At 25.7% G+C, this 21,956-nt stretch carries 22 protein-coding genes; 16 read left to right on the top strand and 6 right to left on the bottom strand.

What is annotated here, in order from left to right:
- Position 1 precedes the first annotated feature (1 nt).
- The 7 genes from deoC (at position 2) to ACZ5CK_RS10120 (ending at position 6,389) form a co-directional block, all read left to right on the top strand.
- On the top strand, positions 2–751 hold the full coding sequence (gene deoC, locus ACZ5CK_RS10150) for a deoxyribose-phosphate aldolase (RefSeq protein ID WP_464581698.1): 750 nt from the start codon (positions 2–4) through the stop codon (positions 749–751).
- A gap of 133 nt (positions 752–884) precedes the next feature.
- The gene (locus tag ACZ5CK_RS10145; RefSeq protein ID WP_464581697.1) at positions 885–1,457 is read left to right on the top strand and encodes an acetate uptake transporter; all 573 of its coding nucleotides are present in this window, start codon (positions 885–887) and stop codon (positions 1,455–1,457) included.
- A gap of 264 nt (positions 1,458–1,721) precedes the next feature.
- Entirely contained in the window at positions 1,722–3,101 is a 1,380-nt protein-coding gene (locus tag ACZ5CK_RS10140; protein ID WP_464581696.1) for an RtcB family protein, read from the top strand.
- A 96-nt stretch (positions 3,102–3,197) separates the two neighbouring features.
- A complete protein-coding gene (locus tag ACZ5CK_RS10135) occupies positions 3,198–4,085 on the top strand; it encodes a damage-control phosphatase ARMT1 family protein (protein WP_464581695.1) in 888 nt (295 codons plus the stop codon).
- 37 nt (positions 4,086–4,122) lie between these two features.
- Positions 4,123–5,676 carry a 5'-nucleotidase C-terminal domain-containing protein gene (locus ACZ5CK_RS10130; protein WP_464581694.1) on the top strand — a complete coding sequence of 518 codons (1,554 nt, stop codon included), beginning with the start codon at positions 4,123–4,125 and terminating at the stop codon, positions 5,674–5,676.
- Between the two features lie 147 nt (positions 5,677–5,823).
- Positions 5,824–6,021 (top strand): cold shock domain-containing protein, encoded by a 198-nt coding sequence (locus ACZ5CK_RS10125; RefSeq protein WP_464581693.1) that lies wholly within the window; start codon positions 5,824–5,826, stop codon positions 6,019–6,021.
- Between the two features lie 170 nt (positions 6,022–6,191).
- Positions 6,192–6,389 (top strand): cold-shock protein, encoded by a 198-nt coding sequence (locus tag ACZ5CK_RS10120; protein ID WP_464581692.1) that lies wholly within the window; start codon positions 6,192–6,194, stop codon positions 6,387–6,389.
- Between the two features lie 35 nt (positions 6,390–6,424).
- Here ACZ5CK_RS10120 and ACZ5CK_RS10115 read toward each other — a convergent pair whose 3' ends face one another.
- Genes ACZ5CK_RS10115 through ACZ5CK_RS10100 form a run of 4 tightly spaced genes read right to left on the bottom strand, consistent with a single transcriptional unit; the run spans position 6,425 to position 9,529 of the window.
- Positions 6,425–7,492 carry an alanine/ornithine racemase family PLP-dependent enzyme gene (locus ACZ5CK_RS10115; RefSeq protein ID WP_464581691.1) on the bottom strand — a complete coding sequence of 356 codons (1,068 nt, stop codon included), beginning with the start codon at positions 7,490–7,492 and terminating at the stop codon, positions 6,425–6,427.
- 3 nt (positions 7,493–7,495) lie between these two features.
- Entirely contained in the window at positions 7,496–8,437 is a 942-nt protein-coding gene (locus tag ACZ5CK_RS10110) for a cation diffusion facilitator family transporter (RefSeq protein ID WP_464581690.1), read from the bottom strand.
- Positions 8,434–9,267: a PHP domain-containing protein gene (locus tag ACZ5CK_RS10105; protein ID WP_464581689.1), complete on the bottom strand. Its 834-nt coding sequence runs from the start codon at positions 9,265–9,267 to the stop codon at positions 8,434–8,436. The genes ACZ5CK_RS10110 and ACZ5CK_RS10105 overlap by 4 nt, the downstream gene beginning before the upstream one ends.
- Positions 9,268–9,316: 49 nt before the next feature.
- Positions 9,317–9,529, bottom strand: coding sequence for a hypothetical protein (locus ACZ5CK_RS10100; RefSeq protein WP_464581688.1), 213 nt, complete (start codon positions 9,527–9,529; stop codon positions 9,317–9,319).
- Positions 9,530–9,698: 169 nt separating this feature from the next.
- On the opposite strand from ACZ5CK_RS10100, the gene ACZ5CK_RS10095 reads away from it, so the two are divergent.
- The 6 genes from ACZ5CK_RS10095 to ACZ5CK_RS10070 are packed head-to-tail and all read left to right on the top strand — an operon-like array spanning position 9,699 to position 17,762.
- Entirely contained in the window at positions 9,699–11,102 is a 1,404-nt protein-coding gene (locus ACZ5CK_RS10095; protein WP_464581687.1) for a hypothetical protein, read from the top strand.
- 11 nt (positions 11,103–11,113) lie between these two features.
- A complete protein-coding gene (locus ACZ5CK_RS10090) occupies positions 11,114–14,419 on the top strand; it encodes a response regulator (RefSeq protein ID WP_464581686.1) in 3,306 nt (1,101 codons plus the stop codon).
- Complete coding sequence (locus ACZ5CK_RS10085) at positions 14,397–15,470, top strand: HD domain-containing phosphohydrolase (RefSeq protein WP_464581685.1); 1,074 nt, start codon at positions 14,397–14,399, stop codon at positions 15,468–15,470. Before ACZ5CK_RS10090 ends, ACZ5CK_RS10085 begins: the two co-directional genes overlap by 23 nt.
- On the top strand, positions 15,442–15,849 hold the full coding sequence (locus tag ACZ5CK_RS10080) for a response regulator (protein ID WP_464581684.1): 408 nt from the start codon (positions 15,442–15,444) through the stop codon (positions 15,847–15,849). Before ACZ5CK_RS10085 ends, ACZ5CK_RS10080 begins: the two co-directional genes overlap by 29 nt.
- 36 nt (positions 15,850–15,885) lie before the next feature.
- Positions 15,886–16,713, top strand: a complete 828-nt coding sequence (gene nadE, locus ACZ5CK_RS10075) for an NAD(+) synthase (RefSeq protein ID WP_464581683.1) — start codon at positions 15,886–15,888, stop codon at positions 16,711–16,713.
- 5 nt (positions 16,714–16,718) lie between these two features.
- The gene (locus ACZ5CK_RS10070) at positions 16,719–17,762 is read left to right on the top strand and encodes a hypothetical protein (protein ID WP_464581682.1); all 1,044 of its coding nucleotides are present in this window, start codon (positions 16,719–16,721) and stop codon (positions 17,760–17,762) included.
- Between the two features lie 79 nt (positions 17,763–17,841).
- On the opposite strand, the gene ACZ5CK_RS10065 is transcribed toward ACZ5CK_RS10070, so the two are convergent.
- Positions 17,842–18,246, bottom strand: coding sequence for a response regulator transcription factor (locus tag ACZ5CK_RS10065; RefSeq protein ID WP_464581681.1), 405 nt, complete (start codon positions 18,244–18,246; stop codon positions 17,842–17,844).
- Positions 18,247–18,248: 2 nt separating this feature from the next.
- Entirely contained in the window at positions 18,249–19,550 is a 1,302-nt protein-coding gene (locus ACZ5CK_RS10060) for a sensor histidine kinase (protein WP_464581680.1), read from the bottom strand.
- A 162-nt stretch (positions 19,551–19,712) separates the two neighbouring features.
- On the opposite strand from ACZ5CK_RS10060, the gene ACZ5CK_RS10055 reads away from it, so the two are divergent.
- The 3 genes from ACZ5CK_RS10055 to ACZ5CK_RS10045 are packed head-to-tail and all read left to right on the top strand — an operon-like array spanning position 19,713 to position 21,956.
- A complete protein-coding gene (locus ACZ5CK_RS10055) occupies positions 19,713–20,759 on the top strand; it encodes a HEAT repeat domain-containing protein (protein WP_464581679.1) in 1,047 nt (348 codons plus the stop codon).
- The gene (locus ACZ5CK_RS10050) at positions 20,753–21,592 is read left to right on the top strand and encodes a CheR family methyltransferase (RefSeq protein ID WP_464581678.1); all 840 of its coding nucleotides are present in this window, start codon (positions 20,753–20,755) and stop codon (positions 21,590–21,592) included. The genes ACZ5CK_RS10055 and ACZ5CK_RS10050 overlap by 7 nt, the downstream gene beginning before the upstream one ends.
- Entirely contained in the window at positions 21,585–21,956 is a 372-nt protein-coding gene (locus ACZ5CK_RS10045; RefSeq protein WP_464581677.1) for a response regulator, read from the top strand. The genes ACZ5CK_RS10050 and ACZ5CK_RS10045 overlap by 8 nt, the downstream gene beginning before the upstream one ends.

The following is a 21,956-nucleotide window of genomic DNA, read 5'->3' as shown; positions in this document are numbered from 1 at the left end:
GATGGAATTAAAAAAATTAGTTCAAAAGGAAATAGAAAGATACAACAAAGAATTTAAAATTATTGAGAAAGATATAAAACTAGAACCAAAAGATGTTGCTAAATATATAGATCATACAATATTAAAAGCAACAACAACACCAGAAGATATAAAAAGAATATGTAAAGAAGCAAAAGATTATGGATTCTTTTCCGTATGTGTGAATCCGGTTTATGTTCCTTTAGCAAAAGAAGAATTAAAAGATTCTGATGTGAAAATTGCAACTGTAATAGGATTTCCTTTAGGTGCAAATTCAATTGATGTGAAAGCATATGAAACAGATATAGCTTTAAATGATGGTGCAAATGAATTTGATATGGTTATTAATGTTGGAATGTTAAAAGCTGGAGAATATGATTATATATATGATGAAATAAAAGCAGTAGTAGAAGCAGCTCAAGGAAATACAGTAAAAGTTATTATTGAAACATGTTATTTAACAACAGAAGAAAAAATAGCTGCATGTGTAATTTCAAAAGAAGCGGGAGCTAATTTTGTAAAAACATCAACAGGTTTTGGAACTGGTGGTGCAACAGTTGAAGATGTAGCATTAATGAAATTTGTTGTAGGTGATGCATTAAAAGTAAAGGCTTCTGGAGGAGTAAGAAGTTTTGAAGATGCTGAAAAAATGATAAAAGTTGGTGCAGAAAGAATTGGAGCAAGTGCTGGCGTAAAAATTGTAAATGGCGAAAAATCCAACGAAAATTATTAATAAAAAGATTAAAATAACTCCTTAAGTATAAATACTTAAGGAGTTATTTTATACAGTGATATGGTATTAAAATTTAGGTAATATATTTCCATTAAAATATCGTGGAATAAAATAAAATTAAGGAGGAATAAAAGTGGAAGTGAAAAATGTAAATGTTTCAGAAAAATTAGCAAATCCGGCTCCATTAGGATTAATGGGTTTTGGTATGACAACTGTTTTATTGAATCTTCATAATGCTGGAATTATAGAATTAAGTGCTGTGATTATGGCAATGGGTGTTTTTTATGGAGGGTTAGCACAAGTAATAGCAGGTATTTTTGAAATGAAGAAAAATAATACCTTTGGTGCAACAGCATTTACATCTTATGGACTTTTCTGGTTGAGCTTAGTTGGTATATGGACAATGCCAAAAATGGGATTAGGAGAACCAGCTTCTGCAAAAGCTGTAGCTTTTTATCTTTTGTTATGGGGAATATTTACATTATTTATGTATATAGGAACATTAAATGGTAATAAAGCAACACAAACAGTTTTTGGAACTTTAACAATATTATTTTTCTTATTAGCAATAGGAGATTTTACAGGTAGTGCAATTATAAAGGCAATTGCAGGATGGGAAGGGATTTTTTGTGGATCCTCAGCAATTTATACAGCTATGGCTGAAGTTTTAAATGAAAAATTAGGAAAAACAGTATTGCCATTATAATAAATAGCCCGAAAGGGCTATTTATTATAGTTTGTAGACAAAGTACAAAATAAAATATTCAAAACAATATTCGCTTATCCAGTGAAAATTCTTATTCCATAAAGTTGGAATCAAAATAAAACTCATTCTTTTTATTTTTGAATTCCAATATATTCAACTTCATTCACATTTTTTCGGGAATTTTCAAGTATTCACTCATATTATTTTTTCATATTTTATTTTGCCAACAGGCTGAGTGTGTTATAATAATTATGAGGTGGAACTATGAAAATAATTAGGGAAAATCCTTATATTTGGAAAATTGAAAAGTTTGGTAAAATGAATGTTGATGCATATATTTTTACTGATTCAAAAACAATATATAGTTCAGAATATCACGAGGCAATTCAACAACTTGTTAATGTAGCATCATTACCAGGAATAGTAAAAGCTGCTTATGCTATGCCTGATATCCACTGGGGATATGGATTTCCAATAGGTGGAGTAGCGGCATTTAGTGCAAATGATGGAATAATTTCTCCTGGTGGTGTAGGATTTGATATTAATTGTGGTGTAAGAGTAATGACTACACCTTTGAATTTTAAAGAAATAGAAAATCACATAGAAATTTTAACAAAAAAAATATTTGATACAATACCTGCTGGTGTTGGATCAAGAACAAAAATTAAGCTTTCTGTAAAAGAAATGAAGAATATTATAGAAAATGGTGTTTATTGGGCTATTAATAATAATTATGGAATATCAGAAGATTTGAATAATATTGAAGATAGAGGTAAAATTGATTACACAGACTTTAATACTATATCAAAAGAAGCAATAAAAAGAGGATCGGATGAATTAGGGACATTGGGTTCAGGGAATCATTTTATCGAAATACAAAAAGTTGGAGAAATATATAATTATCAAATAGCTAAAAAATGGGGATTATTTGAAAATCAAGTAGTATATACAATTCATTCTGGTTCAAGAGGTTTAGGTCATCAAATAGCAACGGATTATATAAAAATATTTAGAGACAATTTAAAAGAATGGAATAAAAAAGTGCCAGACAAACAATTGATAAACGCACCATTTAACAGTCAATACGGTCAAAATTACTTTGCAGCCATGAATGGAGCAGCCAATTATGCTTTTACGAATAGGCAAATTATGGGACATAAAATTAGAGAAATATTTAAAGAAATGTTTAATGTTAAAGTTAAATTATTATATGATATCACTCATAATATAGCAAAATTAGAAGAACATGAAATTGATGGAAAGATAAAAAAGTTAATAGTTCATAGAAAAGGTGCAACAAGGGCTTTTGAAAACCAACCAGTTATTATACCTGGCAATATGGGAACGGCATCCTATATTCTTATTGGAACAAAAAATTCAAAATCTTTTGCTTTTGGATCTTCAGCTCACGGTGCAGGAAGAGTATTAGGAAGAAGGCAGGCAAAAAGGAGATTGAATTCAAAAGAAGTTTTAGATGAATTAAGAGAAAAAAACATACATATTATAGCAAAATCGAAAAGTTCAATTGTTGAAGAAGCCCCCGAAGTTTATAAAAATATTGATGATGTAGTAAAAATAGTAGAAAAAGTAGGAATTTCAACTAAAGTAGCAAGATTAATTCCAATATCAGTTTTAAAGGGTTAATAAAAATTAAAAGGTATATTCAAGTTAAATATTTAAAACTGTAAAGAAATATTTCTATAATTTAATTATAGAAATAAAATGTGCGGGGGTAATAATATGTTTGCTAAATATGAATGTATAGGATGCGTTATTGATCAAATAAAGAATATAATAAATAAAAATTTCAAAAATTATGATGAAAAACAGAAATTTGAGTTGATGAAAAATATATCTATGGATATGCTTAAATACTCATCATATGGTAAAAAACCAATTGAAATGGCTAGGGTTATATATGAACGTCTTGAAGAATTTACAGGAACAACAGATTATTTTAGTGAAGAGAAAAAACAATCAAATGAAACATTTTTGGAAGTTTTTGATGATATGTATTCATTTTTAAAGAATTCTGATGAACCTCTCAAAAATGCAGCAAAGCTTTCTGCTTTAGGTAATGTAATAGATTATGGAGTAAAAAATTCTTTTGGCGAATTGGAATGGGAATTAGAAAATGTATTGAAATTAAAAAAATTTGCATTAGATGATTTTGGAAGTTTTTCAGAATCATTAGAAAACTCAAAAATCCTCTTATATATTCATGATAATGCAGGAGAAATAGTATTAGACAAGCTATTTATAAAGCTTTTAAAAGAGGAATATCCAGATTTGCATATTATTTCTGCAGTTAGAGGAGCTCCGGTGATAAATGATGTTACATTAGAGGATGCGAAGCAAGTTGGATTAGAGGAAGTATCATCAGAAGTTATTTCTTCAGGTAGCAAAATACCAGGAACATTATTAAGTGATGTAAATCAGGAATTTATTATTGCTTATAAACAAGCAGATATTATAATTTCTAAAGGTCAAGGGAATTTTGAAGGTCTAAGCGAAGAAAATGAAAATATATATTTCGTATTAATGTCCAAATGTCCTGTAGTGGCTAGAGAATTAAATGTAAATGTTGGTGATTTAATTTTTTCTAGAAAAAGGATGTTTGTTAAGTAATTAAATCCAAAATCTTACTTTTTAAGGGGGTATGAAGATGAAAAAGTTTTTAGTGGTGTTATTGGCAGTGTTAGCTGTTGCTGTATTTGCAACTCCACAGCATATAGTCATTTTTCATTTAAACGATACTCATGGGCATGTGTGGCCATATAGTGAGTATCATAATCCAGACATTGGGGGATTTGCAAGAATTGCTACCTTAGTAAACAAAGAAAGAGCAGTAAATCCAAATGTATTATTCTTACATGCTGGCGATGTTAACACGGGTGTTCCAGAATCAGATCAACTCGATGCAATACCAGACTTTGTAGCTTTACATTATATGGGTGTAGATGCTATGGCATTAGGTAACCATGAATTTGATAATCCAATAAGCACAACACTTATGCAACAAAGATATGCTGGATTTCCATTCTTATCAGCAAATTTTGTTACTAAAGATGGCAGACAATTATTCAAGCCTTATATTATTAAAAATGTTGGTGGAGTTAAAATCGCTATTCTTGGTGTTACTACAGAACAAACACAGGTATTAGAACCTCTTCACTTAAATGGTGGAAAATTCTTAAATGTTGAAGAAACAGTAAAGAAATATCTTCCAGAATTAAAGAAAAAAGCAGATATTGTTGTTGTTCTTGGTCACTTGGGTTATGATGGAAAATATCAACCATTGGGTGTTGAATATACAACATCAGATAAATTAGCAAAAGATGTAAAAGGCATTGATGTTATTATAGATGGACATTCACACACATTAATGGAAAAAGCAGCATATATTAATAAAACTATTGTTGTTCAAGCTGGAGAATGGGGTAAATACTTAGGTAGATTAGACTTATGGGTAGAAAATGGAAAAATCGTTGATTATGATTGGGCAGCTATTCCAATTAATATGAAAAAATACTTAGGTAAAGACGCAAATGGACATGCTCAATATGAATATGTAACAGAACCAATCCCTGAAGATCCATTTATCAAAATGATAGCAGATTACTATTATAACTTAGGTGCAGAAGAATTAAATAAAGTTATAGGTGAAACAAAAGTATTATTAGATGGTGAAAGAACACATGTTAGAGGTGGAGAAACTAATTTAGGTCATTTAATAACAGATGCTTTAATATGGAAGACAGGAGCAGATATTGCATTGCAAAATGGTGGTGGAATAAGAGCTTCAATCCAACCAGGAAAAATCACATATAGAGATATTTTAACTGTATTACCATTTGGAAATACGGTTTATATTGAAGAATTAACAGGAAAAGATATTATGGATGTTTTAAATTATGCAGTTAAAATTCCAGCAGGAAAAGGAGCATGGTTACATGTAGCTGGATTGACATATAAAGTAAAAGATGGAAAACCTGTAGATGTAATGGTAAATGGCAAACCATTGGAAATGGATAAATTATACAAAGTTGCTGCAAATAATTATATGGCTAGTGGTGGAGACGGATATTCCATGTTAAAAGGTAAAAAAGGATATGACACAGGATTTGTATTAGCAGATGTTGTTAAAGAATATATACAAAAATTAGGAACAATTGAGAATTATGATAATACCCCAAGAATAATGATGGAAACAAAATAAAACTATAGCAATCGGCGAGTGTACACTCGCCGATATTTAATTTTAAAACTTAATATTTAATGTAGTGCTTTGTAATAATTAAAGTATATACTATATAAGAAATCACACGTAGTTACAAGGGTAACACGGAGAAACATGGAGGAAAACATGAGAGGAAAAGTTAAATGGTTTGACGCAAAAAAAGGTTATGGATTCATTTCTGGTGAAGATGGAAATGACGTATTTGTACATTTCACAGCATTAGCAATGGACGGATTCAAAACATTAGAAGAAGGTCAAGATGTTGAATATGAGATTCAAGAAAACAACAAAGGTTTACAAGCAGTTAATGTAACTACTCTCTAATAAAACCAATCAAGCCCCGGAATGGGGCTTTTTTATTTTAAGTAAAAAAATTATTTTTATGTTTTTGTTGACTTTTATAAAAAAAAGGTATATAATTATTCTGTCCCTAAAGGGAAAGAATCACATCCGTAGTTGCAATGGGTAACACGGTAGAAACATGGAGGAGAAGTATGAGAGGAAAAGTTAAATGGTTTGACGCAAAAAAAGGTTATGGATTTATTTCTGGTGAAGATGGAAACGACGTATTCGTTCATTTCACAGCAATTGCTATGGACGGATTCAAAACATTAGAAGAAGGTCAAGAAGTAGAATACGACATTCAAGAAAATGAAAAAGGTTTACAAGCAGTTAATGTAAAAGCTATCTAACAAAAAAACCAATAAGCCCCGAAATGGGGCTTTTTTTATTTTTCAATAACTTTCTCTACATATTTACTTGTGATAGTTTTTAATAAACAACCATAACTCATTCTAAATTTAATGGTATCTCCAAGTTTATAGTTATTATCAGAATTAGTTAAATCAACAATGGTATGATCACTACTTGAATGAAGAACTTCTATTTTATCATCAAGAGGTATTAATCCTTCAGGTGAAATATCTTGTTCTCCTATAGCAAGAATAGCTTTTAATCTTTTCCCTTTATCTTCAAAAATAGGTTTTCTTCCAAAAGCATCAAACCCGATTTCTCCAACTGGAACAGATGGTTTTTCTTTTAATTCAATAATTTGAGCTTCTAAAATAACAGTATCCTGTCTATTCCCAGGAATATTCCTATTATTTGTAGCATCGGTTCCGCATATGATAGATTCTCCAAGTCTGAAATGATTAATTCCAATTGGTAATGTATTATTTTCTAATAAAGGTAAAGCAGCGGTATTTCCACCAGAAATCATATCCAATTTTCTATTTAAAATTTCTTCTATTTCATTTTTAATTTCTAAAAGTATATTCATATTTTCTACACTTGGCAATACTCCACCAAAACACCCAAGGTTTGTTCCAATTCCTTTTAAATAAATATTTTTATACTTTTGAACTTGGAGAATCTCTTCAACAGAATTTTCATACCAAACACCTTCTCTTAAATCTCCAACATCAACCATATATACTATATTTTGAATTTTATTTTTCTCTTTTGCAATCTCATTTATCCATTCTACAGTTTTTAATTCAGAAACGAAAACAATATCAACATATTCAACTACCAAATCGAGTTCCGATTTCATAGGTATTCTAAGCAATATAAATTCAGCATCTATACCATTTTTTTTCATATGGATTATATTTTGAATTCTTGAGTCACCTAACGATGTAATGCCTGCATCTAGCATAGCCTTTACAACATCTATATTTGCAGAAACAACTTTTGTAACCCCAGTAAGCATAATATTTCTGCTATCACACATATTTTTAATTCTTTTTGCATTAAATTTAATTCTTTCAGGATAAATATGAAGAATTGGATACACTAACTATTCCCCCTTTAAATCTTTTATATCTTTTTCAGAAAGACCAAAACATTCTTTTTCTGCATTTCCATATGGTTCAATGTGAATAACGATATCTCTAATACTATTATTTTTTTCCTTAATTTTTTTTTCTAACTTTGCAGTAATATCATTTGCTTCTTTCACTGTCATATCTGGTGGAAGCTCAATATGCATATCCACAAATATTTTATATCCAAATTTTCTCGCTCTAATTTTATGAGGATTTTTTACGCAATTACAGGATTTAGCCTCATTAATTACTATATTATATATTTCTTTTAATTCAGGTGAACTCTCCATAAATTCGTTTGAAGATTCCATAAATTGTTCAAAACCAGTTTTTAAAATCATAATTGAAACTAAAATAGCAATTAAAGGATCTAACCACCATATTCCTGTAAAGTATAAAACAGCAATTCCGATTAACACAGAAGAGGAAGTTAAAATATCATTTTTCATATTCATAGCATCAGCAATAATAGCGTTACTATTTATTTTTTTACCAACACTCATTCTATATTTGTATAATAAAAATTTGGAAACAACAGATATAAAAGCAATAATAACAATATATATAGCATTTTCTATAATAATTTCTTTATTAATCAATCGCTTTATAGATCCAATAAGAACCTCAAATCCGGCATATATAATTACTAAAGATACTATTTTAGTGGCAATTGTTTCTGCACGTTCATGACCATATGGATGTTTAATATCTGGTGGTTTATTTGCAATTTTTCCAGCGATTAATGTCATAAAAGATGTAAGAATATCTGTAGCAGTATCCAAACCATCTGCTAAAATAGCCATACTATTAGTAATAAAACCTGTAAATATTTTTAGCAAAGCAAGCAATGTATTTACTATTATTGAAATCAATGAAGATCGAGTCGATATCTTTTCTCTTTCAACATAGTTCATTTAATAGCCTCCATTAAAATATCTATGGATATTTTTAATAATTCATCATCAACATTCATTCCTAAATCAATATCAGGTTTATTCGCACCATGAAAATCACTACCAGTAGTTATAAAAAGATTAGTTTCAATAGCTAAATCTCTAAACATTTTAATCTCTTTATTAGAATGTTTGGGATAATAAACCTCAATCCCCCATAAACCATATTCTTTCAATTCTAAAATTATATTTTTTAATTCATCATAAGATAATCTCAAATATTTTGGATGAGCTATTACAGGAAATCCACCAGCATTTTTAATAAGCCTTACTGCATCTTTGGGTTCGATTTTTTCTTTAGGTATATAGGCAATTTTTCCATCTCCCAAATATTTTTCAAAAGCTTCATCTCTATCTTTAACATATCCCTTATTTAGTAATACACGAGCAAAATGCGGACGCCCAACAACATCTCCTTGAGCTTCATTTATCACTTCTTCTAAAGTTATATCAAATCCTAAACTAACCAATTTTTCTACCATTAATTTATTCCGATTTTTTCTAAAATCCTGTACTTTTTTTAATGCATTATTTAATTCTAAATTATCTAAGCTAATATTATAACCTAAAATATCAAACATATTTTTAAACTTACAACTAATTTCTAATCCAGTAATGTAATTAATACCATATTTTTTTGAATAAAATATCGCTTCTTCTTGACCACCTAAATTATCATGATCTGTAATAGAATATAAAGATAAATTTTTTTCCTTTGCTTTGAGAATTAATTCCTCTGGAGTAAAAGTTCCATCTGAAAATGTTGAGTGTGAATGTAAATCTAATAACATAAAATTCCTCCTTTATCTACAATAAATAAATGCGGGCAAATAGCCCGCATCATGCGAGAATATCAAGTTTCTGTCCTTGATACATTTCTCCAACAATTCTCACAAGCTTTCTTGTTAAACCATCTTGTTTATAAACAATAGCATTTAAAAGGTCCTCAAAGTCTTGTGATGTTTGTTTGGCGGTTTGAACAGCTTTACTTGAAACTCTAGTTGAAATTTGTGGAGAATATTGATAAGAAACTCCACTGACTGGTGAAATCATAATATCACCTTCTCTCTATAATCATAACATATATCGGCTTATTTTATGGTTAAATTTAGTTTAAAACATAGAAAAAAGCATTTTTAATATCTTTATAATATAAGATAAAAATGTAGTATAATTGTATGTAATGAAAAAATAAAATTTTATTAATTAAGCAGGTGAAATTATGGAATTTTATTCTGAAATACCTTTTAAAACAAGTGAAACAGGTGTTTTAGAGTTATTCAAAAAAATATTAATTGAAACAAAAGCAGATTCTGGAACTATTTTTATTTTTGATGATAAAAAGAATATAATTTTTAAAAGTTTATATAATGTAAAAACGTCTATAGAATCTTTGAATTTAGGAAAGATAGACGAATTTGTTATAAGAAAGAAAAAAATGTACCGAATTTCAGATTTTAATATAATACCGGAATTAAAATATTTATATAAAAAAAATAATGAAATTAAAGAATCAATAATATATCCTATTTTTTTAAATGATATGTTGCTGGCAATAATAAATTTAAATAAAAAAAATTCATTATTTTTTGATGAAGATGTGGAAAAGATAAAAAACTATGAAAAAATACTTATTTCTATAATGTCAAATATTTACTTTGTAAGAAAAATTGTTTTACAAAAAGAAGAACTCGAAAATTATACAATATTAATGGATTTAATGCTTGGACTATTTGAGAAAACAGAAACTCAGGAAGAATTTATAAATAAAATAAAAGAAGAAATAAGAAAAAGGTTTAGTATAGATGCTCAATTTGAAAAATGCGAAAAAAAAGAACTATTTTCTATAAAAATAAATGACGAATACTTTCATGTGAAATTAGAATACATTGATAAAAATGGGATTTTAAGCTTTTTTGATGAAAAGAAAGAAATAGATATAACAAAGTTTGGTAGAATCTTCATATTTTTAGAACAATTATTAAACCTGAAAAAGTTACAAGAATTAAATAAAAAAATAGATAATCTTCTAATAACTTCAAAAGAAAATATGATACTTAAATTTACTTCTTGGGAAGTCTTTCAAGAAATAAATAGTGCCCTCTCAGGAATCTACTTAAATCTATATACAATTAGAGATGATTGTGTAAATGAAATAAAAGAAATAAAACCATCTCTTGATAGAATAAAAAATACAATTGAAGATTATAAAAATAAATATGTTAAGACTGATGTTAAAAAAACATCTTTAAATAACATAATAGATGAAATAATAAATGAAATAAACATATTTGAAATTAAAATAGGGAAAAATTTTAGAACTGAAATAGAGCTATATGTAGATAAAAAGATATTTAAAAATGCATTAACTGTTCTTTTTATTGATATTTTTAAAATAGCTCATTTTTTGAAAAAGAAAATAAACACAAACACAAATATAATAATAAACATTAATAAAGAAAATGAGAAAATGGGATTGATTGAGATAATATTAAACGAAATAAATATAAAAGAAAAAGATTTGGAAATAGATATCATAAGACAAGTATTAAATAATTTTCATATGGATTTAATTATTGAGAATAATCAAAATACTAAAATAAAAATTTTAGTACCAATGAAATAGAGGGTGGTTAAATGAAGAAAACAATAATAATAATAATATTTTTGATTTTTACGGCGTTTTCATATAGCATTACATTAAAAATAGGAATATTTGATGAAAAACCTTTTTATTATAGAGAAAATAATACATATAAAGGATTTGTTGTTGATATTTTAAAAGACATTGCGAAAAAAGAAGGTTGGAAATTAGAATTTATTTATGGAACACGAGAAGAGATATTAAAAAAAGTAGAAAATGATGAAATTGACCTGGCGCCATTTTTTGTTTTTGATGAAAAGAATTCAAATTATATAACAAATAAGGAACCCTTGTATTCACAGTGGATAGGTATGATTGCTGAAAAAGAATTTGATCTAAAAAAATTAAAGGAAAAAACATTTGTTATAAAAAAAGGAAGTGGAGGAATTCAATTAGATAAAATATTTGAAAAGATTAGTAAAAAAGTTTTAATAGTTAGTTCGTTTGAAGAAAAACTGAAAGAGCTTAAAGACAAGAAAGCAGATATAGCCATTATTGACGCAGATGATTTAGAAAATATTATAGATATTCAAGGATATTATGTATATTACTATCCTTTAGAAATATATTTTAATATATCAAGGAAATTAAATAAAGATATGGTAGATAAGTTAGATAAATATATAAAAGAATATAAATCTGATAAAAATTCGATTTATTATGAAGCATTATCAAAAAAAATTTTTGGGGTAAAATATATAATACCATTATGGATTTTAAATGTATTTATACTTTTTCTAATATTATTTTTTACAGTATCTATAAGTCTTTATATATTTAGAAAAAAATACAAAAAAACAATGAAAAACTTAATAAAACAAAAAGAGAAATATGAAAAACTGTCTAAAGAAAATAAACATCAATATAACATATTATCAAAGATAGTAAATATAATAACAGAGGTAATTCTTAAAGAACAAAATATAAAAAAATTTGGCAATAGAATTTTAAAAGAATCAATAGAAGTAATTCCAGAAGGAAAATATGGGAGTGTTATTTTAGCAAAAAATAATATAATAAATTATTTAAGCGCTATTGGCCATGATATAAAAATTTTAAGAAAAATACATATTGTAAATAATGATTTTTATTTCAATATAGAAAGGTTACCAAATATAAAAATAATAAAAAATATATTGAGTATTCCAAAAGATGAAATTCAAGAACAATTTAAAAAAGCAGCAAAACCAATAAAAAGCACAATGATGTATATAAATAAAATAATAGATGACTTATATTTTGGAATTTTTATTGACAATGATAAAGATGAAGACTTTTCAGAAGAAGCAAAGAAATTAATGGAAATGATTGGAAACTTAGCAACGGTATATTTTAAATATAAAATAGCTTTTGGAAAAGCTGAATATGAAAAAATAAAAGCTAAAAAAGCCAATGAAGCTAAAACAATGTTCCTATCAAATATGAGTCATGATATTAGAACACCAATTAATGGTATAGTAGGAATGACATATATTCTTGAAAAAACAAAATTAGACGATACTCAACGGAAATATCTAAAAATGTTAAAAAATAGCGCATATATTCTAACAGATTTAATTAATGATATATTAGACCTTTCAAAACTTGAAGCAAATGAAATGATAATAGAGAAAAGAAAATTTAATTTAGAGAAGGAAATGGAGAAAGCAATAGATGCGAATATTATTGAATCATATAAAAAAGGATTGGAATTAAACTATTATATAGGAGATGACGTTCCAAAAGAATTAATAGGGGATTCTATTAAGTTAAAGCAAATATTAAATAACTTAATAAGCAATGCTATAAAATTTACTTCTAAGGGAGAAGTAAACATATTTATATCTCTTGAAAAAAATAAGAAAACACCGATTATTTTATTTAAAGTTATTGATACAGGTATAGGAATAAAAAAAGAAAATAGAAAAAGAATTTTTAAACCATTTATCCAGGAAAATATAACAATATCCAGAAAATATGGAGGAACAGGATTGGGATTGAGTATTGTAAAAAAATTGGTAGATTTATTAGGTGGGGAAATAAAGATAACCTCAAAAGTAGATGAAGGAACGACATTTTATATTGGAATCCCATTTGAAATTTCTGAAAATAGCAAACAATATAATGACAGTGAATCAATTGATTTTTCCTTAAAGAATGTGTTAATAATAGATGATAATGAAACAAATCGTTTTATAATGAGAAAATATCTTGAAAAATTAAATTTGAATATTGAAGAGGTAGTAAATGGAGTTGAAGCTCTAAAAAAGTTAAAAGAAAAAAAATATGACCTATTATTAATAGATAAAAACATGCCAATTATGGATGGAATAGAATTTACAGAAAAAATAAATGAAATTAAAGAATTAAAAGGAATAAAAAAAATATTATTATCTTCTACATTAGACAATTTAATGGAAATAACAAAGCTAAATTATGACGCTATTATACCAAAACCGATAAAAAGAGAAGTTTTAATTGAGAGTATTATTTCAATATTTAGGAATGACATTTTAAAATTAAAAAAATTAGAAAAGATTGAAAAAAATAAAATAATTGAAAATATGAAAGTATTGTTAGTTGATGATAATGAAATAAATAGAGAAGTAGGGAAAGTTATTTTAGAGAATTTTAATATAATAGTAGATTTAGCAGAAAGTGGAGAAGAAGCAATAGAGAAAATAAAAATTAGTAAATATGATATAATCTTTATGGATATACAGATGCCAGTTATGGATGGATATGAAACAACAAGAATTATTAGAGAATTAAATAAAGATACACCAATAATAGCAATGACAGCACATGCAATGTCGCAATATAAAGAAAAAGCGTTAAAAATTGGAATGAATGATTTTATTACAAAACCTATAAGCCCAGATATGATTTATGAAAAAATAAAAGAGTATTGTTTAATAAAAAAAGAAAATACTAAAACAAATGGAAAAAATAAAGCGTCTAATGGTATAAAAGGTATTCATTTTGATAAAAAAGAATATTTAAAACGCGTATTAAATAAAAAAGAATTAGCAGAGAAAATACTAAAAAAGTATTTAATAGATTTAAAAGAAAACATAGAAAAATTAGAAGAGTCTATAAACAAAAATGATAAAGAAAAAATAAGATTCTATGCACATACTATAAAAGGATCATCAAAAAATGTTTCAGCAAATAAAATGGGAAAATTAGCAGAAAAAATAGAATATGAATATAGCGGATACAAAGATTTTGAAGAGATAAAAAAAGAATATTATTTATTGAAGGAGGAAATAGGAAACTTTCTTAGGAGTGAGCTAAATGGAAAAGATATTGATAGTTGATGATGATTATACTTCAAGAAATATTTTAATAGAATATTTAAAAGAACTGAAATATCTTCCTGTAGAAGCAACTAATGGAAAAGAAGCTATGCAATTAGTGTTAAATAATACCATTGATTTGATAATAATAGATTTATATATGCCAGTTATGAATGGATTTGAAGCAATAAAGCAAATAAGAGAAAATGGTATAAATATTCCAATTATAGTGCTTACGACAGCAAATAGTGAGGAAGATTTAAGAAAAGCTGCAAATGCTGGAGCAGATGATTTTTTAGTAAAGCCCATTCGATTTGATGAACTAGAAATAAGGCTAAATAATATAATAAAAACTAAGATATTTTATGAAAATAAAACATTGTTTTTAAGAAGCCTGTTAAACGAAAATATAAAATCTTTAGAAATTCTGGAAAATTTATTTAACGAAAATCAAAGTTTGGTATTTGATTTACTTGAAAAGATGTATTTAGTTTCAGAATATAGAGATAACGAAACATATGAACATACAAAAAGGGTTGGAACAATAAGTAAAATTATTGCACAAAATCTTGGATTAGATATGGATTTTATTAATAATATATATTTCTCTGCGCCACTACATGACATGGGAAAAATAGGAATTCCAGATAAAATACTATTAAAACCTGCAAGTTTAACAAATGAAGAATTTGAAATAATGAAAACACATGTTGGAATAGGATATAAAATATTGTCTAATTCGAATTCGGCCATTTTAAAACTTGCTGCGTCAATAGCGCTTAATCATCATGAAAGATGGGATGGTAGTGGTTATCCAAAAGGATTAAGAAGAGATCAAATATCTATAGAAGGATTAATAACAGGTGTTGCGGATAGTTTTGATGCAATTGTTTCTAAAAGAGTATATAAACCGGCGAAACCATTAGAAAAAGGTTTTAATGAAATAAAGAGATTAAGCAATATATTATATTCTCCAGATGTAGTAAAAGCTTTTATAGAAGGTTTTAATGAGATAGAGAAGTTATATGAAAGGGGAAATAAAAATGAAATGGAAAATTTTAATAGTAGATGATGAATATACATCAAGAGAATTTTTGAAAGAATATATTTTGAACATTTTAGAAAATGTTGAAATATTTGAAGCTGGAAGTGCTGATGAAGGACTGAATATATTACATAAAAAAAAATCCATGCAAATAGTTTTTCTCGATCTTGTAATGCCAGGAATGGATGCATTTGAATTTTTAAAAAAAGTAAAAGAAATAAATTCATTAATACAAGTGATAATAACAACAGCAAATAATAGCTATAATAATATTTTAAATTCAATTAAAAATGGAGCTGATGATTATTTAATAAAGCCATTTTCATTTGAAGATATAAAAGAAGTTATGGAATATAGTACGAGAAAATTACTTAGATGGAAAAGTGTTTTAAATAGGTCATTATAATTTAACAAAATTTATTTCTTCTGTGAGGTGAATTATATGATTAAAAAAATAGAATCGTTTATAAAAGAAAATATTGAAAAATATGGATATAATGGTGCTATGATAGGTATAAGTGGCGGAATTGATTCTGCTGTAGTTGGAAAATTATGTGTTGATTCGTTAGGAAAGGGAAATGTAAATGGTTTAATATTACCAGAAAGAGATTCATCACCAGAAACAATGGAAGATGCTAAATTAGTATGTGATTTTTTAGGAATTGAATATAAAATTGTAAAAATATCTCCGATTTTAAGAAAAATAGGTGTATATAATTTAGAGCCACCAACATTTTTTATACCAAGAAAAATTCAAGAAAGTTATGCAAAAAAAGAGTTTAAAAAAAGAAGTTATATAAATGATTTAAAAAATCGAGGAGATAAAGATTTTTTAAAGGGTTTAGCATATTATAGGATAAAACATAGAATAAGGATGGTATTATTATATTTTTATGCAGAACAAATAAATTATGCAGTAATAGGAACAACAAATAAAACAGAATTAAAAACAGGATTTTATGTGAAATATGGTGATGATTCTGTGGATATAGAACCAATAATGCATTTGTATAAAACACAGGTATTTGAATTAGCAAGAAATTTAAATATACCAGAAAAAATAATAAATAAATCACCTTCACCTGATTTAATTCCCGGGATAACAGATGAATATGCAATGGGTATTAGTTATAATGATTTAGATAGAATATTAATTAAAATGGAAAATAATGAAGATTTAAGTGATGAGGATAAAAATATGGTTGAAAAAGTGAAAAACATATTAGAAGCAGCAAAATTTAGAGAGATTAAAAATATACATATGGAGTGATATAAATGCCATTTGAATTAAATCAAAATGTTATAGATAATATTCCAAAATTAATCTCATTATTAGAAGCTATATCTAAAGAAAATGAAGATATGGATCAGTTTTATGATGAATTGTTAAAAACTGCTATTAAAATAGTGCCAGAAGCTGATTATGGTTCTTTAATAATGATTATACCAGAAAAAAATTCTTGGACATGGTTGGCAACTGTAGGACATAATAAAAATTTATTATGCAATATGACTCATTCTATAAAAGCTAAAAATTTAAAAGAGGGATTAATTTTTGTGGATGGGAATATAATTGAAAAAACAAAGGATAATATGTCTGAATACTCATACAAGATAATAAAAAGAGCATCAACTCCAATAAAACAAACGATGGCTTATCATATGAAAATAACAGAAAAAATATGGATGGAATTTACACTTGATATAGATGCTAATAGCAATAAAACTTTTTCTGAAGATTCAATAAATATATTGAAATTATTTGGTTATATAGCAAAAATATTTTTAAAAAACAAATTAGAAAAGAATAAACTAAATGAATTGAATAAAGAATTAAAATTCAAAAATTATCAATTATTAGAAATAAATAAAAAAATACAAAAAATGTATAATAATGTTTTAGAAATCATAAGTGATATGACTAATAATACTTATGATCTAAATTCTAAAGAAAATTTATTGGTAAAAGGATTTAAAACATTAATAAAGATCATTCCATTTGTGGAAAAAGCACTATTATGCGAAAAAAATGATGAAAAAATTAAAATATTAGAAAAGGTGGGATTTGAAAATTTAATATTAAAGGAATTAAATATAAAAGAAATTAATAATAATATTGTAGAATTTATCGAGCTTAGTGAGAAATATATTCAAATTGAATTTGATAGAAATACATATATATATTTTGGAATAGAAAATAAAGAATATATAAAATTGTTTGAAATATACAATATTAATAGAAGTTTAGAAAATTTAATCCACGCATTCTCAAATTTAAATAAAAATTTAAGAAAACACAAAGAGTTTACAAAAGAGTAATATTAGTATTTATTAATTTAAGAGATTTGAATTTTAGAATCAAAAAAATAAATTAGACGAAACCTTTTTAAGGTTTCGTCTAAAATGAATTTCTAAAGGCATTTCTCCAGCGTTCTATTTTTGCAAATGAACATTTTAGAATTTCTTCTATCTCCTTAGTTGAAAAAGGTTTTAATAAATAATCATCAGCGCCTGCTTCAATAGATTCTAATACTCTTTCCATTGTAGAATTTCCTGTAATCATAATAACCTGTATAAGTGAATTTAAATCTTTAACCTTTCTTAAGAATTCAAAAGCATCAAGTCCAGGCATTACTATATCTAATAAAATAATATGATATTGGTCTTCAGTTACTTTTTTCAAAGCTATATCTGCATTTTCTGCAGTTTCAATTTTTGTGTGTTCAAAATTCATTTCAATATAATCCTTTAAAACTTCTCTAATGCCAGGTTCATCATCAACAATTAAAACCTTCCAGGCCATTTTTATTCCTCCTTTATTTTAGGAATTTTTAATATAAATTTAGTTCCTTTATTTATCTCACTATCAACATTAATTTCAATTTTATGCTTTAAACATATATTATATACAAAAAACAAGCCATATCCCATGCCATGTTTGGACTTTGTTGTGAAAAATGGTTCAAAAATTTTCTTAATATTTTCTTTAGGAATACCTTCTCCATTATCTTCAATTATTACAGTATAAAAAGTGGGGAATTCATTAATTAAAATATTGATGAAACCTCTTTTTTTAATAGCTTCAATCGCATTTTCTATTAAATTTGAAAAAACAATCATTAACTCTTGTTTATTACCTTTAATATAATGTGGTTCCCACGAATTAGAACTTAAGTTTATTTTTATATTTGAAGGTGCTTTAAAGCGCATAAACTTCACAACATTTTTTAGAATTTCTATTAAATCAATTTTAGTTTGTGAAATTTCACCTTTTACTAAAGATTTAAATAGTCCTGTAATTTCAATTATTCTATATACATTATCAATAATGCTTTTAACATATTCCTGATATTTTTCATCTATTAAATTACTTAACATTTCTGATTTCATTAAAACAATAGATAAAGGGTTGTTTATTTCATGAAACATACCAACGATTAAATTATTGGCAATTTCAAGATAATCAAATACCTTTGTTCCTTCTCTTTTAGAGAATATGTTAAAAACATTTTCAGAATGTTTTGATAATGTTTCAATGGAATTATTAATAAGAGGAATTATATTTAAAGGGATATCTCCTTTTAATTTATAATAATAAGTATTTTCAAAAAATTCAAAATAATAGGGGCTTTCTTTCTCTTTTGAAACAAATAAAATAAAATCATTATGTTGAATTAATTTAATAAAATTTTCTTCGAGTTCATCTTTGTTTAAATATTGAATTGAGAATAAAAAAGATAGACTTTTATTATAAAAATCTGTTAGTGAATAAAGATATTTAAATTCAGTATTAATACTTATTTTAGATATATCTTCTTTTGATTTTGGATATAATTCCATAATATATTCTTTTTCATTTAAAGGATGAAGATTTAAACTAAAATAGTTCTTATTTTTAAAGATTTTATTATTTTTTCTTTCTGATAAATAAAATGTAGAATGATTTTTCATAATATTTTTTAGCATAGAATGAAAAGAAGGATAAATTAAATTAAATAAAATTTTTTCTTTAAAAAAAATGTCAAAAGCAAAATTAGTATTAAGAATGTTTCCATCAATATCAATTATAGCAATGGGAGTATTTAAATTATTAATATCAATTCTCATATTAAACACCTCTAAAAATATCTATTATTATAATTATAGCATAAAAAAGAAAATAATAAACGGAATTTAAATTATTAAAGTAATATGGAATTAAAGATATGTTATAGTTGCTGTTAAATGTGGTATAATTTTAATGAGGTTTAGAGTAAAGGAGAGATTATGATGAATATAAAAAATATGTTATATTCTTCTAATGAAAAAGATCTTTTAAAAGCGCTTGAGATAATTGCTGAAGGGCAAAAGAACAAATATGCAAAAGATCTATTTAAAATGTTAAAATATGAAAATAATATAATAATTCAAGAAGCCATAATCAACACTTTAAAGCAGTTAAATTTAGAGAATATTCCAGATGAATTATTTTTGGATTTATTAAGTGACGAAAAATTACTATTAAAGGAATTTGCATTATCCCTTTTAAGTATGTCAAAGAAAATTAAAGTATTGGGAAAATTAATTGAAAGTGAAGATAAAGATATTAGGAAATATGCATTAGATGGTCTTTATAGAACAAAAGAAAAAGAAGCAATTAAATATATAGCTAAATGTTTAAACGATCCAGATATAAACAATCAAATTGCAGCAATAGAGTATTTGGGATTATTAGGAGCAAATGAATATGCTGAAGAAATTTCAGAAAAATTAAAAACAGCAAAAAATCCATTTTTAATTACCACTATACTTGAAACGTTATCTTTAATAGGTAATGAAAAAACAGATAAAATAATAGATGAAAAAATTAAAAAATTAAATAAACCATATTTGATTATACCATATTCGAAATATATATTCAGCAGAAAAAATGTTTTTGAATGCATAGATTTTTTTGCTAGCAATAAACATAAAAAAATGATTATAAATGATTTTCTGGAATATATTTTCAGGAATTATAAAAATATAAAAATATATCAGAAATTAAAAAATAAATTAGGGAAAATATTGATAGATATTTTGAAGTCAGAGGATTTTGATACATATAAATACGATATTTTGATTGTTTTAAATAATTTGTTTGAAGATGAAATTGAGGATATATTGAAGGAAAATATAAAATATTTAAATGATGAAGGAATACTGGCAGCTGTTGAAATAATAAATGAAAGGAGATTAACCTCTCTAAAAGAGTATCTTCAAGAAGTTAAAGGGAATTTTTCCGAAGAAATTAAAGCAATTATTGATGATGTTTTTTTGGAGATGAAAGAATGGTAGATACAATAAATTATAATAAAATAAGAGATTATATATATGAAAAAACAGGAATATATATTGAAGAGAAAAGGATGTATTTTTTTAAAAATAGAGTTATTAAAAGGATAAAAAAACTCGCATTAGATAATCCTGAAACATATTACAATTTTTTAGTAAAAAGCGAGTACTCTGAGATGGAGTTAAAAAAGTTAATAAGTGAAATAACAATAAATGAAACATATTTTTTTAGAGAGTTTCCTCAATTAAAGGTTTTTGCAGAATATGCATTAAATGATATGATTAAAAGGAAAAATAATAAATATATTAAAGTGTTATCTGCTGGTAGTGCATCTGGAGAAGAACCTTATACATTATCTATAATTTTAAGAGAAATGCTTGATTATAGTTTTGATTATAAAATAGATGCTTTTGATATTGATCCAATAATGGTATTAAAAGCAAGAAGTGCAGTATATAGTGATTATTCTGTTAGAGATGTGCCCAAAGAATATTTATCAAAATATTTTGAAAAAGAAGGAAATAATTATAAAGTAAAGGATATAGTGAAAGATAAAGTAAATATATATAATCTTAATTTAATTGAAGATGAAACATATGAAAAGTTAGACGATGACTATGATTTTATCTTTTGTAGAAATGTGTTTATATATTTTTCAGATGAAATTAGAAAAAAGGTTATAACTAAATTTTATACAATTTTAAATGATGGTGGTTATATATTTTTAGGTCATTCAGAGTCTATAAACAGAATAACAAATGCGTTTAGGATTGTAAAAGCAAACGGTTTCATATTATATCAAAAACCATCTGAAGGAGGGAAAAATAATGTATAAAATCCTTGTAATAGATGATTCCAAGATGACAAGAAGTTATCATGCCAGTATTTTAAAAGCGGCAGGATATGAGGTGCTTGAAGCAGAAGATGGTGCAAAGGCGTTAGATATATTATACAGAGAAGAAAATATAGATCTTATATTAACGGATTTGAATATGCCTAATTTGGACGGATATACAATGATAAAAAAGATTAGAGAAGATGAAAATTATAAAGACATACCAATAATTATAGTAACTACATTAGACAAGGCTACTAATAAAATGAAAGGATTTGAAGTAGGAGCTAATTTTTATATAGTAAAACCATCTGATCCTGAATCATTAATAGAAAGTGTAAAAATTGCACTTGGAGAGGATTAA

It is taken from the genome of Marinitoga okinawensis (assembly GCF_055387075.1).
This window is presented reverse-complemented; position numbering and strand designations above follow the sequence as displayed.